Raw genomic sequence first — 13,894 nt, 5'->3', positions numbered from 1 at the left:
CTCTGCAAAACCTGCTCTACAGAATAAACACACTGTGAAAACAATAATAACCGGGCTGACTCTCGCACTTTCGCTGTTGCTCGGCGCTTGCGGCGACGACACCGACGCCGACCGCATCTATATCAACGGCGCGGTGATTACTGTCGATGCACACAACACCGTGGCCGCGGCGCTGGCGGTGCGCGGCAAGAAGATTATCGCCGTGGGCAGCGATGCGCAGATTCGCGCGCTGGCCGGGCCCGACACCGACGTTGTCGACCTGCACGGCCGCGCACTGTTGCCCGGCTTTATCGCCGCCCACGAACACCCGGCGATCAGCGCGGTGTTTTACCACTTTACCGATATGAGCGGATTCAGCCACGACGGCGCCGACAGCGCCTGGCAGGCCCTGCAAGACGCGGTAGATGCCGCGTCTGCCGGCGAGTGGGTTTACGCCATGGGCCTGGATCCGGTACTGCTCCCCGGGCTGCAGACACCGACGCGCGCGCAGCTGGATCGCATCGCCCCCCACAATCCGGTATTCATTATTTCCCAGAGCCTGCACAACGCCTGGGTCAATTCCGCCGCGCTGGCGGCGATGCATATCGACGCGAACTCGCCGCCGCCGGGCGAAGGTTCCTACTACGGCCGCGATGCCGACGGGGGTTTGAATGGCGCGCTGATCGAGAAGCCGGCGCTGGAACCGTTCCTGGAACCGCACAAAAGCCCGTTAAAGGTCATTCCCGCCTACAGCGCGGTGCTGTCAGACCTGCGGCGCGCCGGTTACACCAGCGTGGTGGCACCGGGATTCAACCTGCCACCGCTGGCCGCCCACTGGGCCTCGCTGCAGCACCTGCAGCCGCACATCCGCCAGTTCATGTACTACCGCGGCGACAACCTCAAATACCTCGACGGCAGCCCGCAGGCCGGCAGTGACTATTTTCGCGTACTGGGTGCCAAGTTCTGGTACGACGGCTCGCCCTACAGCGGCAGCATGGTGCTGGAGCAGCCCTATCTCGACAGCGCGCTGGCGCGGCAGCTGGGTATTGCCGCCGGCAGTCGCGGCGCGGCGGTGGTGAGCCGGCAGGAGCTGAGCGCGGATATCGCCGATTTGCAGCGGCGCGGCTGGCACACCGCCACCCACGTGCAGGGCGACCGCGCGGCGCGGGATTTTATCGCCGCGGTGCGGCAGGTGTGGGACGCGCTGCCGGCGGCTGGACGGGAGGCATTCCGCGCCCGCCGCCACCGCCTCGAACACGGCCTGCTGCTGGACCGGGATCTGCTGCCGGCGATGGCCGAGTTCGGCATTACCCCCAGTTTCCATATCAACCACCTGTACTACTACGGCGATGCGCTGCGTAGCCAATTACTCGGCGCTGCGCGCACAGCAAAGATCCTGCCAGTAAAGAGCGCCTTCGCACTGGGGCTGCACCCCACCCTGCACGCCGACAGCCCCATGTTTCCAGCGGAGCCGTTCAGCCTGATGCAGACCGCCATCACCCGCCGTTCCCGCGCGGGTACCGTCATCGGCGCGGATGAAGCCATCACCCGCGCGCAGGCGCTGCGCGCCATGACCATCAACGGCGCCTGGCAGGTGGGAGAGGAGGATCGGCTAGGCAGCCTGGAAGTGGGCAAGCAGGCCGACCTGGTCATCGTCGACCGCAATCCGCTGACGACGCCGGCGGCGCAGTGGCGCTCACTGAAGGTAGAGAAGAGCATCCTGGCAGGGGAATAAAACCATCCGGTACGCGGTGGTACGCACCGCGCACGCTGCAGTCGCTCAGGCCATTTCCTCGATCAGCGCCTTGATCCCGGCCAGCAGCCGCCGGCTCACCTGCGGCCTGACATCCACACCGTGCAACTGCACGCGGAAGTTGGAGCCGTCGCGCTGCAGGCCGGCGATATGCGCTACACCGACCAGCGCGCCGCGGTGTACACGCACGAATTGCTGGCCGAATTCCTGCTCCAGCTCTTTCAGCGACTCGTCGAGAATCGTCTCGCCGCCGCTGTGGTGCGCGACCACATATTTGCTGTCGGCGACGAAACAGCGGATCGCCTCCACCGCCAGCAGCTCGACGCCGCGACGGCTGACCGCCTTGATCTGGCGGCGGCCGGAATCGGGCGCAGTGGTCGCGGTACTGTCGAGCGCCTTGCGCTGCGGCTTGCTGAGGCTGCGCGCACGCTCGATCGCCGCGGCCAGCTGCTCGCGGCTGACGGGTTTCAACAGATAGCCGGCGGCGCGGGTGGCGAAGGCCGGCAGGGCGAATTCATCGTGGGCGGTGCAGAAGATCAGGGCCGGCGGATTGGCGCGCGCGGACAGTTGTTCCGCCAGTGCCAGGCCGCTGCGGCCGGGCATTTCGATATCCAGCAGCACCAGGTCGGGATCTAACGCCTCCACCTGTGCCAGTGCCGCCTCGGCATCCGCGGCCTCGCCGAGCAGCGCGCAGTGTTCCAGCCCCTGCAGCTGGCGCGCGAGGCGCGCGCGGGCGAGGGGCTCGTCGTCGACGATCAGTACGCCGAGCGCGCTCATTCGACCAACTCCGGGGCCGGTGGCACTTTCTTGGCCTGTTGCCGCTGCGGTGCAGGCGGCGACGCCAGTGGCAGCCGCAGCTGCACGCGGAAGCGCTCGCCGTCGTCCCCGGTACTGAACTGGTGGCGCGGGCCGTAGTGGGCGGCGAGGCGCTGGCGAATATTGTCCAGCGCCATGCCGTTGTGACCGCGGCCGGGATCGGCGTCGGCTTGCGCCAGCGGATTGTCGATGGTCAGCAGCAGGTGGCTGTCTTCGGCGACGATGCGTACGCGGATCTCGCCGCCGGCGTACAGCCGTGCGATGCCGTGCAGGATGGCGTTCTCGAGTAGCGGTTGCAGCAGCATGGTGGGGATGGGGACGGTATCGAGGTCGGCGGCGACATCCCAGTGCTGGCGCAACCGCTCGCCCAGACGCAGGCTCTCGATGTCCAGATAGCGCTTGGCCAGCGCCACCTCCTGCGCCAGCGGTGCCAGTTTGGGCTCCGCCAGGCTGGCACGGAACAGCGCCGACAGGTCTTCCACCAGGCGCTCGGCGCGCTCCGGGTCGATGGCGATCAGGCTGGCGAGGCTGTTCATACTGTTGAACAGGAAATGCGGGCGGATGCGCGACTGCAGTGCCTCGATCCGCGCCCCCAGTTCCGCCTGCTGCTGGTTGTGCAGCTGCTGCTGCACATAGGCGTAGCGCAATACCACGCCGGCGCAGATAGACCCGAGCAGACTGTTGCCGAGCAGGCTCCAGTGGGCAAAGGCCTGGCCGGACAGACTCGCCCGCCACCACTCCAGCGCCACCAGTACCGTCAGCAGTACCGCCAGCACCACGGCAAAGCTGATGGCGCCGGCGAGCCGGTGCGGGAGCCGTGACAGGCGGCTGCGCAGCCGGCACAGCAGCCCCGCCGACGGCAGGATGACCCACTGGATCGTCATGGACACCAGCCCCAGCCGCTGCCAGTTGAAGTCGCGCAGGCCGTCCACCGCCAGTACCAGCACCAGCGCCAGCAGCTCGCCCATCAGCACCAGCGCCGCCAGCGCCGACACCCCGCACAGGTCCGGCAGAAAGGGCGCAGCGGGCGGACGCGCAGAATCTTTGCCTTCGGGGGCAATTTCGCGAATTTGCTGCGTTATAATGCCCGCCGGCCGCGCGGACTGTGGGGAACTCATACCACTTGTTATTCTTGGTTTTGCCGAAATCGAACCGGCAAGATACCACTAAGCGCCGCGCCCTTTCACCCTTCCATACAACCAGTCAGGGATACCATGAGCAACGACCAGTCTTCCTCCAACCCCGCCGCCAAGCTGTGGGGCGGACGCTTCAGCGAGGCCACCGATGCCTTTGTCGAACGCTTCACCGCCTCGGTGACCTTTGACCAGCGCATGGCGCTGGAAGACATCCAGGGTTCCCTGGCCCACGCGCAGATGCTGTCGGAAGTGGGCGTGCTCAGCTCAGACGAGTTCCAGCAGATCGCCGGCGGCCTGCAGGATATTGCGGCGGAAATCGAGGCCGGGCAGTTCCCGTGGGAAGTGGCCCTCGAAGACGTGCACATGAACATCGAGGCGCGCCTGACCGACCGCATCGGCGCCACCGGCAAGAAGCTGCACACCGGCCGCTCGCGCAACGACCAGGTGGCCACCGACATCCGCCTGTGGCTGCGCAACCGCATCGACCGCATCGCCGCCGAGCTGACCCGCCTGCAGAGCGGCCTGGTGGAGCTGGCCGAGCGCGAGGCCGACACCATCATGCCCGGCTTCACCCATCTGCAGAGCGCGCAGCCGGTGACCTTCGGTCATCACCTGTTGGCCTGGAACGAAATGTTACAGCGGGATTTCGAGCGCTTGAGAGACTGCCGTGTGCGCGTCAACCGCTCGCCGCTGGGCGCCGCCGCGCTGGCCGGCACCAGCTACCCCATCGACCGCGCGCGCACCGCCGAACTGCTGGGCTTCGACGCGCCCACGGAAAACTCGCTCGACTCGGTCAGCGATCGCGATTTCGCCATCGAATTTTGCGCCTTCGCTGCTCTTTTACTGACCCACCTTTCGCGTGCGAGCGAGGAACTGGTGCTGTGGACCTCGAGCCAGTTCGATTTTATCGATCTGCCGGACCGCTTCTGCACCGGGTCCTCGATCATGCCGCAGAAGAAAAACCCCGACGTACCCGAGCTGGTGCGCGGCAAGACCGGCCGCGTCAACGGCCACCTGGTCGCGCTGCTGACACTGATGAAGAGCCAGCCGCTGGCCTATAACAAGGACAACCAGGAAGACAAGGAGCCGCTGTACGACGCCGCCGACACCGCACTCGACTGCCTGCGCGCCTTCGCCGACATGGTACCGGCGCTGAAGCCGAAGAAAGACAACATGTACACCGCCGCGGCCAAGGGTTTCTCCACCGCCACCGATCTGGCGGACTACCTGGTACGCAAGGGCGTGGCCTTCCGCGACGCGCACGAGATCGTCGGCCAGTCGGTGTCTTTCGCCATCGAGCAGGACAGGGACCTGGCGGAACTGAGCCTGGCGCAGCTGCAGCAGTTTTCCGACCAGATTGGCGAGGATGTGTTCGCGGTGTTGACGCTGGAGGGTTCCGTGGCCGCCCGCGACCATACCGGGGGCACGGCACCGAACCAGGTGCGCGCGGCCTGCGCGCGGGCGAAGGAATTGATTGCCGCCCGCTGATTGCGGGATTCGGGTGGGGTGCGCGCGGCGCACCCTGCGGGGAGTTATGCCAGGCCGAGGGTTACCGGCGCGCCCTGCTGTTCACTCAGCACGCGGTCGAGCAGCGTGGGCAGGTCCTCACTGGTGGTGGTGCACTGCCAGCCGGGATTTTCGAATTTGAGGTGGTAACCGCCGGATCTGGCCGCCACCCACAATTCGCGGTTGGCGCTCTGGCGCGACAGGATCACCTGACTGCCGTTGTCTTCCAGCGTCAGGGTGAGCACCGCGTCGGCGCGCTCGTAGTCGATGTCCCACTCGCAGTCGTCGAGGGCGTCCTCGATGGCGATCAGGGTGCGCTCGATAGCTGCGTCGAATTCCGTTTGGCTCATAATTTGTTACTTCTGTTACCGTGTACTGCGCCGAAACAGGCAGGTGGGTATACTAACAGGCTTTTCCTCAATACCGCCTTAATTTGCAGGCCGCAGGACGCTGTCGATGTCGAAAAAACGCCTTCTCTCCCTTGCCGTATTTGCCGTATTGCCCGCGCTGCTGAACGCGTGTGGCCAGAAGGGCCCACTCTACCTGCCCCAGGATGCGGCCCAGCCGGCGCCGCCGACCGCAGCCACTGCCCCGGTGGCCACCGCGCCCGCCGCCACTGCGCCTGCGGCGACCGCGGAAGAGCAAACCGAACAGAAGCAGAAGCAGAAGCATTCCGCTGCGGCCGGCGGTGAGGCAGAAATCGAGAAATGAGTGACTTCAACTACCGCGACGGCAGCCTGTGGGCGGAAGACGTCCCGCTGCAACAGATCGCCGAGCAGTTCGGCACCCCCACTTACGTTTACAGCCGCGCGCATTTTGAAACCCAGTATCGCGCCTACGCCGATGCCCTCGGCGATCATCCCGGGCTGATCTGCTACGCGGTCAAGGCCAACAGCAACCTGGGCATCCTGTCCACGCTGGTCCAGCTGGGCGCCGGTTTCGATATCGTCTCCGGCGGCGAGCTCGAACGCGTGCTGCTGGCCGGCGGCGATCCGGCGCGCATCGTGTTTTCCGGCGTGGGTAAGACCGCCGACGAAATGCGCCGCGCGCTGGCGGTGGGCGTGCACTGCTTCAATGTAGAGTCCGCCGCGGAGCTGGACCGGCTCGAGGCGGTGGCGGCGGAATTGGATGTGCGCGCACCGGTATCCCTGCGGGTCAACCCGGACGTCGACGCCAAGACCCATCCGTATATCTCCACCGGGCTGAAGGAAAACAAATTCGGTATCGCCATCGACAGTGCGCCGATGGTCTACCGCCGCGCGGCGGCGTCCGCAAATCTGGACGTGGTCGGGGTCGATTGCCATATCGGCTCGCAACTCACCGAGCTGGCGCCGTTTCTCGACGCGCTGGATCGCCTGCTGGTGCTGATCGACCAGCTCGCCGGCGACGGCATCCGCCTCAAGCACCTGGACCTGGGCGGCGGCCTGGGCGTGCGCTACCGCGGTGAGGAACCGCCGCCGGTCAGCGACTACCTGGGGGCAATCAAGGAGCGCCTCGGCGAACGCCAACTGGCGCTGGTGCTGGAGCCCGGCCGCTCGATCGCCGCCAACGGCGGCCTGCTGCTGTCGCGGGTGGAATTTCTCAAGCGCACCGACGAGCACAACTTTGCCATCGTCGACGCCGCCATGAACGACAACCTGCGCCCGGCGCTGTACCAGGCCTGGCAGGACATAGTGCCGGTCACCCCCAATAACGGCGAGGTGGAGAGCTGGGATATCGTCGGCCCGGTATGCGAGACCGCCGACTTCCTCGGCAAGCGCCGCGAGCTGGCGCTGCAGCCGGGGCAGCTGCTGGCGATGCTGTCCGCCGGTGCCTACGGTTTCAGCATGAGTTCCAACTACAATACCCGCCCCCGCGCTGCCGAAGTGCTAGTGGATGGCGAGCGGACCTACCTGGTGCGCGCGCGCGAATCCTTCGCCGACCTGGTGCGCGGCGAGAGCCCGGTACCAGAGAGGGTGGCGCAGACTTCAGCCGCCAACACCGCGCCGCAACAGGACTGACACACCATGCGCCTGAAATTCAGCAAAATGCACGGCCTCGGCAACGACTTTGTCATGCTCGACGGCATTACCCAGCGCATCAAGCTGTCGCCGGAGAAGATCCGCCGTATGGCGGACCGCCACCTCGGCGTGGGCTGCGACCAGGTGCTGGTAGTAGAGGCGCCGCGCAACCCGGAAGCCGATTTTCGCTACCGCATCTTCAATGCCGACGGCAGTGAGGTGGAGAACTGCGGTAACGGCGCGCGCTGTTTCGCCCGTTTCGTGCGCGACCGCCGCCTGACCGGCAAGCATCAGCTGCTGGTGGAGACCGCCGGCGGCCTGCTGCAGTTGAACCTGCTCGAAGGCGATCGCGTCAGTGTCGACATGGGCGCGCCGATCCTCGAACCGGAGCGCATACCATTCAGCGCCGATATCGCCGCCGAGAGCTATCCGCTCGATGTCGACGGCGAAGTGCACACCATCGGCGCCGTCTCCATGGGCAACCCGCACGCGGTGCTGCTGGTCGACAGTGTCGACGACGCGCCGGTGCTGACCCTGGGGCCAAAGATCGAGCGCCACCCGCGCTTCCCGCAGCGGGTCAATGTGGGCTTCCTGCAACTGCAGTCGCGCAACCAGGCACGCCTGCGCGTGTTTGAACGCGGCGTCGGCGAAACCCGCGCCTGCGGCACCGGCGCCTGTGCGGCGATGGTCGCCGCGCGCCTGCGCGACCTGGTGGATGAAGAGGTAACCATTCAGCTGCCCGGCGGCAACCTGACAATCCACTGGAGCGGGCCGGGGCAGCCGGTTACCATGACCGGGCCCGCCACCAACGTGTACCACGGGCAGATCGTACTCTAACCAGCGGCCAACTATCATGACGGAACACAGCGACGCCACCCTCCCCAAGCAAGACGCCATCGGCGGCGACAGGGAAACGCAGCGCAGCAGGAAATTGCTGGCGCGGCAGGTGGCCCGTTACCTGATCCAGAACCCGGACTTCTTCGCCGATCACCTGGAACTGCTGGAAACGATCAAACTGCCGCGGGAAAACGGCAAGACCGTGTCGCTGATGACACACCAGACCAACCTGCTGCGCGAGCGCAATATCGAGATGCGCCAGCGCCTCGACCAGCTGCTGCACAACGCGCGCGACAACGACCAGTTGTTCCTGCACAGCCGCCATCTGGTGCTGGCCCTGCTGGAGGCGGAATCCGTGGCCGAGGCCAGCGACGCGCTGTACCGCAGCTTCCGCGAGGACTTCGGCGTGGAGGTCACCGCACTGACCCTGTTCGGCCCGCTGCCGAGCGGCCACCGCGGTATCGGCGACGTGCGCGCCAGCTCGCGCGCCAGTGCCGAGAGCGCCATCGGCGGCATCCTGCGCAACGGCCGCACCGTGTGCGGCGTGCTGCGCCCGGCGGAGAAGGAGTACCTGTTCGGCAAAGACGCCGACAGCGTCGCCTCCGCTGCGGTGGTACCGCTGGCCAACCAGCTGGGCATCCTTGCGGTCGGCTCCGCCGACCCGCAGCACTACCGCTCCAGCCTCGGTACGCTGTTCCTCTCCTATATCGGCGAAGTGCTCGAGCGGCTGCTGCCGCGCCTGCTGCAAAGCCCCTGACCCCTCCGCCGTCGCCAACACGGATGGCAAGTGCTGACAAATGTCACTGCCAACTCCTGACAGTTGGGCATAGGCTCACGTTCCGGAACGCCGAATACTGGTTGTGCATTCCGGGCCGCAGTCGAGGCCCTCAACTGACAAGGAGTCAACCTGTGAACACGTCCAAACCTCTACTGTTATCCGCCGTGCTCGCCTGCGCGCTCGCCAGCAACACCCTCGCCGCCGCCCCCGACGCCGCGGTGGAGGAGGCCTTCAATCAGCTGGATACCGCGGCGCTGCAGAAACTGCGCGGCGCGGACACCGGCGCCTACCAGCGCGCCTATGCCGGCTATCGCCTCGCCATCGCCCGGCATCTGACCCGGCAGCCGCACGCCGGGGCCGCGCTGGACCAGGCCATGCAGCAGCTGGAGCAATACCCGCAACTGCAGACAGACAGCGATGCCGCGGCGCTGCTGTCGATGATCTACGGCTTCCAGATAGCGCTGGCGCCGCAGTCCGCGGCGCGCTACGGGCGCAAAAACCAGCAGATGGCCACACGCGCGCTGGACCTGGACGGCGACAACCCGCTGGCGCGGCTGGCGGAAGGCATCTCGCTGTACCATCGCCCCAGCGCCTTCGGCGGCAGCAAACAGAAAGCATTACAGGCGTTCACCCGCGCCGCCGAGCTGTACCGCAGCGGTCGCGGCGGCACCACCGCCGATTGGGGCCTGGCCGAGGCGCTGGTGTGGCAGGGCATGGCCGCGCGCGAACTGGGGCGCGAGGATGAGGCCGAACAGCGCTGGCGCGACGCGCTCGGTGCGCGCGCGGATTTCCACTGGGCCAGCAACCTGCTGGAGGCGGTGAAATAACATGTACTTCAGGTCTCCGCCCGGCCATCACCGCTTCGCGCCGTGGGTGTGGCTGATCTTTCTCGGCTTCTACGCCTTCCGGCCACTGGTAGCGCCGATGACCTCCGCCGAATGGCTGCTGTTCGGCGCCGGGCTGGGGCTTTTCCTGTGGGCCTATTTCCGCGCGCTGCACCGTTGCCACGCGGCGCCCTACATCTGGCTGATCACGCTCGTGGGGGCGGTGGAGGCGCCGTTCAACGCCGGCGCCAGCGCGCTGTTTATCTACGCCGCCGCCTTTTCCGGCAACCGACTGCCGCAGCGGCAGGCCGGTGCACACCTGGCGGCGCTGCTCGCGGTGATCGGGCTGGAGTCCTGGCTGCTGCAGCTGTCGCCGGCCTTCTGGTTGCCCGCCAGCCTGGTGTCCATGGCGGTGGGCACCATGGGCATACTCGATCGCGTGCAAAGCGCCGCCGCGCGCCAGCAGGCGCACGACCGCGACGAAATCGAGCGCCTGGCCAAGGTCGCCGAGCGCGAGCGCATCGCCCGGGATATGCACGATGTCATCGGCCACCACCTGTCGAGCATCGCGCTCAAGTCGGAGCTGGCCGGGCGCCTGCTGGCCCATGCCGGGACCAGCCCGATGAGCCTGGAGCAGGCCCGCCACCAGCTCGACGAAGTGCAGCAGCTGGCTCGCGCGGCACTGAGCCAGGCGCGCGAGACCATCGCCGGCTACCGCCGGCGCGAACTGCGCGCGGAACTGCAACAACTGCGCCAGTGGCTGCAGGAACAGGGGTTCAGGGTCGAACTGGCAATGGCACTGGAGCAGCTGACCCCGCGTATCGAGTCCGCCGCGGCGCTGATCCTGCTCGAGGCCTGCACCAATATCCAGCGCCACAGCGACGGCGACCGAGTCGCGCTGGAGTGCCGCCAGCGCGCAGACTGCCTGCAGTTGCGGGTCGCCGACAACGGCCGCGCCAGCAATATCGTCGAGGGCAACGGCCTGCGCGGTATGCGCGAACGCGCGCGGGCGCTGGGCGGGCAGATGCGCTACCACACCGAGGCCGGCATGCAGCTGGAAGTCGAACTGCCACTGGAGACCCGCATTGAAGCCGCTTGACCTGCTGATCGCCGAGGACCAGCACCTAGTACGCGGCGCCCTGAAGGCGCTGCTGGAACTGGAGGCGGACTTTCGCGTAGTCGGCGACGTCGCCAGCGCCGATGAAGCGCTGGCGCTGATGGCACGGCAGCCGGTGGATGTGCTGGTGAGCGATATCGAAATGCCCGGTACCAGCGGCCTGGCCCTGGCCGAGGAAGTGCGCCGGCGCTGGCCGGCCTGCCGCCTGGTGATCGTTACCACCTTCAATCGGCGCGGCTATGTGCGCCGCGCGATGAGCATGGGTGTGGACGCCTTCCTGCTCAAGGACGCACCGAGCGAGCAGCTGGCGGACGCCATCCGCCGCGCCGCCGCCGGCCGGCGAGTGATCGATCCGGAGCTGATGCTGGATGCGCTGGCCGAGTCGGATCCGCTGACGGTCAAGGAGCGCCGCGCCCTGTTGCTTGCCGCCGATGGCCTCAATACCGCGCAGATTGCCACGCAGCTGTGCCTGAGCGAAGGCACCGTGCGCAATTACCTGTCGGACGCGATCAGCAAACTGGGGGCGCACAATCGCATCGATGCCGCGCGTATCGCGCGCCAGAAAGGCTGGCTCTACTGAGGGAGAGGGAAACCGCGCCGCCGACGGGGCGACGCAGTCCACTTGCGAGCGTCTATCTAGATTGGGCGACTGCCGTATTTCGGCTGCGGCTTGCGTGGCGGGTCCGCGGAAACGTCGGGATCAATTTCGCTGATCGCACCGCCGCTGGCGATATACGCCTCGACGTCGGCAGTTAATTGATTCCGCGCTCGTCGGCGCGAGGTGAGACTCCGCTCTTCGGCAAACTCCTCACTTTCCTTGGTGCTGCCAGTGCTGCTGCGCGGGCTGCTGCTCTGCTCTTGGTGACCTTCTTTCATAGTGAAAACCCTGTAACTGCTACTCCTGTTACAGAGGGAATACCCCTGTGCCGGCCTTGTCCGGACGCTAGCCGATGAAAACCCCTGCGAACTGCCGCAGGCCATCTCGATGGCGAGCGTCCTGACGGAGCATGCGCAGAACCCGGCAACCGTTGGCGTCGCCCGGGCTGGATGCCCTGGCGGTGCGGCGGTGTTGCCGAGTGTTACGCACGACCCGCGACCAAGCCGCGGCGATTAATATATAGGCACTGAGTGGTGGGGCCGCCAGCTTGAGGGGGGCTGCGCGGTAGAGTTTTTTGTTACGGAAGTGTCGCAGATTTATTGCGCCTGGTTATGCAATATCGGGCGCCAGTTTAAATACAAAAAATTCTGCCACGTTCAGGGCAGTACACGCCTGTGACTGCTGACAAGTACGCCGTGCAGGCACAAAAAAAGCCCCGGATGGGGCTTTTCGATCAACCGGCGGATTTTTCCACCAGTAACGCTATACCGCCTCGCTGCCGGTCTCGCCGGTGCGAATGCGGATCACTTCTTCCAGCGCGGTGATAAAGATCTTGCCGTCGCCGATCTTGCCGGTCTGCGCAGCTTTGGTGATCGCTTCCACGGCGCTGTCCACCATGGAGTCGTCCACGGCCAGCTCCAGCTTGACCTTGGGCAGGAAGTCGACCACATACTCGGCGCCGCGATACAGCTCCGTGTGGCCTTTCTGGCGGCCAAAGCCCTTCACCTCGGTCACTGTCATGCCCTGTACGCCCACTTCCGACAGCGCGGTGCGCACGTCATCCAGTTTGAAGGGCTTTACCACAGCCGTTATCAATTTCATCTTATTTCTTTCCCCTGGTTGGAGGCCGATCGTTGACCCGTTTGCTAGTCCCGGCGACATGTGGCGCCGCCGGCGGCAACTTTCCGAGCAGTCGCCGCGGCAGTCACGGGACTGCGGCGGCGACCTTCAGGGCCTTATTTGCCCATGAATTCCGGATAAGCTTCCATTCCACATTCGACCAAGTCAACACCTTCTTGTTCTTCCTCTTCGCTGACGCGAATACCGGTGATGGCCTTGAGCAGGAACCATACGGCGAAGGAGGTAGCGAAGACCCATACGAAGATGGTCGCAGCGCCGATCAGCTGGCCGCTGAAGCTGGAGCCATCGTTGGTGATCGGCACGATCATCAGGCCAAAGAAGCCGACCACACCGTGCACGGAAATGGCGCCCACCGGATCGTCGATTTTCGCCTTGTCCAGGCCGACGATGGCGAACACGACCAGCACACCGGCGATGACCCCAAAGATGGTGGCCTGCAGCGGCGTCGGGGTAGACGGCTCGGCAGTGATCGCCACCAGGCCGGCCAGCGCGCCGTTCAGCAGCATGGTCAGGTCGGCCTTGCCGAACAGGATGCGCGCGGCGACCAGCGCGGCCACGGCACCGCCGGCAGCGGCGGCATTGGTGTTCAGGAATACCATGGCCACAGAGTGCGCATTGGCGGCGTCCCCAAGCTTGAGCACGGAACCGCCGTTAAAGCCGAACCAGCCCATCCACAGGATGAAGGTACCCAGCGTCGCCAGCGGCAGGTTGGCACCCGGAATCGCGTAGACTTCGCCATTGGGGCCGTATTTGCCCTTGCGCGCGCCCAGCAGCAGCACCCCGGCCAGGGCCGCAGCGGCACCCGCCATGTGCACGATGCCGGAACCGGCAAAGTCGGAGAAGCCCAGGTCGCCGAGGTTGTACATGCCGAACACGGCATTGCCACCCCAGGTCCAGGAACCTTCGAACGGGTAAATGACGCCGGTCATCACCACGGCGAAGGCCAGGAAACTCCACAGTTTCATGCGCTCGGCCACCGCACCAGACACGATGGACATTGCAGTCGCAACGAACACCACCTGGAAGAAGAAGTCCGCGGCGGTGGAGTAGACAGAGTCGCCGTCGAAGCCATTCTTGGCGGAATCCGCCAGCACGGTGTCGAGATTAAATTCCTCGATACCGGACAGCATCCAGCCGGCGCTGCCGTACATGATGGTGTAGCCGCACACCAGGTACATGATGCAGGCAATCGCGTAGAGGGCGACGTTTTTGGTGAGAATTTCCGTGGTGTTTTTCGAGCGCACCAGGCCGGATTCCAGCATGGCGAAGCCCGCGGCCATCCACATGACCAGGGCGCCCATCACCAGGAAATAAAACGTATCAATTGCGTACTGCAATTGAAAAATTTGGTTTTCCATCTTTCGCTCCGTTCAATCCCGAGAGTTTGTCAAAATTGCATTCGTTGTTATT

General features: G+C 65.6%; 15 protein-coding genes. 9 read left to right on the top strand and 6 right to left on the bottom strand.

Features of this window, described 5'->3' with window-relative positions:
- The first annotated feature begins 34 nt into the window (after positions 1-34).
- Positions 35-1,714, top strand: a complete 1,680-nt coding sequence (locus ABDK11_RS01035; RefSeq protein WP_346838468.1) for an amidohydrolase — start codon at positions 35-37, stop codon at positions 1,712-1,714.
- 45 nt (positions 1,715-1,759) lie between these two features.
- Here the strand turns inward: ABDK11_RS01035 and ABDK11_RS01030 are convergent, their stop codons facing one another.
- Positions 1,760-2,509, bottom strand: coding sequence for a LytTR family DNA-binding domain-containing protein (locus ABDK11_RS01030; protein WP_346838467.1), 750 nt, complete (start codon positions 2,507-2,509; stop codon positions 1,760-1,762).
- Entirely contained in the window at positions 2,506-3,666 is a 1,161-nt protein-coding gene (locus tag ABDK11_RS01025; protein ID WP_346838466.1) for a histidine kinase, read from the bottom strand. The genes ABDK11_RS01030 and ABDK11_RS01025 overlap by 4 nt, the downstream gene beginning before the upstream one ends.
- Before the next feature lie 96 nt (positions 3,667-3,762).
- Between ABDK11_RS01025 and argH the strand changes: the two genes are divergently transcribed.
- Positions 3,763-5,172: an argininosuccinate lyase gene (gene argH / locus ABDK11_RS01020; protein ID WP_346838465.1), complete on the top strand. Its 1,410-nt coding sequence runs from the start codon at positions 3,763-3,765 to the stop codon at positions 5,170-5,172.
- 44 nt (positions 5,173-5,216) lie between these two features.
- On the opposite strand, the gene cyaY is transcribed toward argH, so the two are convergent.
- On the bottom strand, positions 5,217-5,540 hold the full coding sequence (cyaY, locus tag ABDK11_RS01015; protein WP_346838464.1) for an iron donor protein CyaY: 324 nt from the start codon (positions 5,538-5,540) through the stop codon (positions 5,217-5,219).
- A gap of 106 nt (positions 5,541-5,646) precedes the next feature.
- On the opposite strand from cyaY, the gene ABDK11_RS01010 reads away from it, so the two are divergent.
- The 7 genes from ABDK11_RS01010 (at position 5,647) to ABDK11_RS00980 (ending at position 11,326) form a co-directional block, all read left to right on the top strand.
- Positions 5,647-5,901: a lipoprotein gene (locus tag ABDK11_RS01010; RefSeq protein ID WP_346838463.1), complete on the top strand. Its 255-nt coding sequence runs from the start codon at positions 5,647-5,649 to the stop codon at positions 5,899-5,901.
- The gene (lysA, locus tag ABDK11_RS01005) at positions 5,898-7,190 is read left to right on the top strand and encodes a diaminopimelate decarboxylase (protein ID WP_346838462.1); all 1,293 of its coding nucleotides are present in this window, start codon (positions 5,898-5,900) and stop codon (positions 7,188-7,190) included. The genes ABDK11_RS01010 and lysA overlap by 4 nt, the downstream gene beginning before the upstream one ends.
- 6 nt (positions 7,191-7,196) lie before the next feature.
- Positions 7,197-8,027 (top strand): diaminopimelate epimerase, encoded by an 831-nt coding sequence (dapF, locus tag ABDK11_RS01000; protein ID WP_346838461.1) that lies wholly within the window; start codon positions 7,197-7,199, stop codon positions 8,025-8,027.
- Positions 8,028-8,043: 16 nt separating this feature from the next.
- A complete protein-coding gene (locus tag ABDK11_RS00995) occupies positions 8,044-8,784 on the top strand; it encodes a DUF484 family protein (RefSeq protein WP_346838460.1) in 741 nt (246 codons plus the stop codon).
- A gap of 152 nt (positions 8,785-8,936) precedes the next feature.
- The gene (locus tag ABDK11_RS00990; protein ID WP_346838459.1) at positions 8,937-9,632 is read left to right on the top strand and encodes a hypothetical protein; all 696 of its coding nucleotides are present in this window, start codon (positions 8,937-8,939) and stop codon (positions 9,630-9,632) included.
- A 1-nt stretch (position 9,633) separates the two neighbouring features.
- Entirely contained in the window at positions 9,634-10,728 is a 1,095-nt protein-coding gene (locus ABDK11_RS00985) for a histidine kinase (RefSeq protein WP_346838458.1), read from the top strand.
- Positions 10,715-11,326 carry a response regulator transcription factor gene (locus tag ABDK11_RS00980; protein ID WP_346838457.1) on the top strand — a complete coding sequence of 204 codons (612 nt, stop codon included), beginning with the start codon at positions 10,715-10,717 and terminating at the stop codon, positions 11,324-11,326. Before ABDK11_RS00985 ends, ABDK11_RS00980 begins: the two co-directional genes overlap by 14 nt.
- Before the next feature lie 56 nt (positions 11,327-11,382).
- Here ABDK11_RS00980 and ABDK11_RS00975 read toward each other — a convergent pair whose 3' ends face one another.
- From ABDK11_RS00975 to ABDK11_RS00965, 3 genes are all read right to left on the bottom strand, one after another.
- On the bottom strand, positions 11,383-11,622 hold the full coding sequence (locus ABDK11_RS00975; RefSeq protein ID WP_346838456.1) for a hypothetical protein: 240 nt from the start codon (positions 11,620-11,622) through the stop codon (positions 11,383-11,385).
- Between the two features lie 484 nt (positions 11,623-12,106).
- A complete protein-coding gene (locus tag ABDK11_RS00970; RefSeq protein ID WP_043319767.1) occupies positions 12,107-12,445 on the bottom strand; it encodes a P-II family nitrogen regulator in 339 nt (112 codons plus the stop codon).
- Between the two features lie 134 nt (positions 12,446-12,579).
- Complete coding sequence (locus tag ABDK11_RS00965) at positions 12,580-13,842, bottom strand: ammonium transporter (RefSeq protein WP_346838455.1); 1,263 nt, start codon at positions 13,840-13,842, stop codon at positions 12,580-12,582.
- Positions 13,843-13,894 lie beyond the last annotated feature (52 nt).

Origin of the sequence: Microbulbifer sp. SAOS-129_SWC (assembly GCF_039696035.1) — a bacterium.
Taxonomy (GTDB): Bacteria; Pseudomonadota; Gammaproteobacteria; order Pseudomonadales; family Cellvibrionaceae; genus Microbulbifer.
The sequence above is the reverse complement of the archived record's forward strand: the minus strand, read 5'-3'. Positions and strand labels throughout refer to the sequence as shown.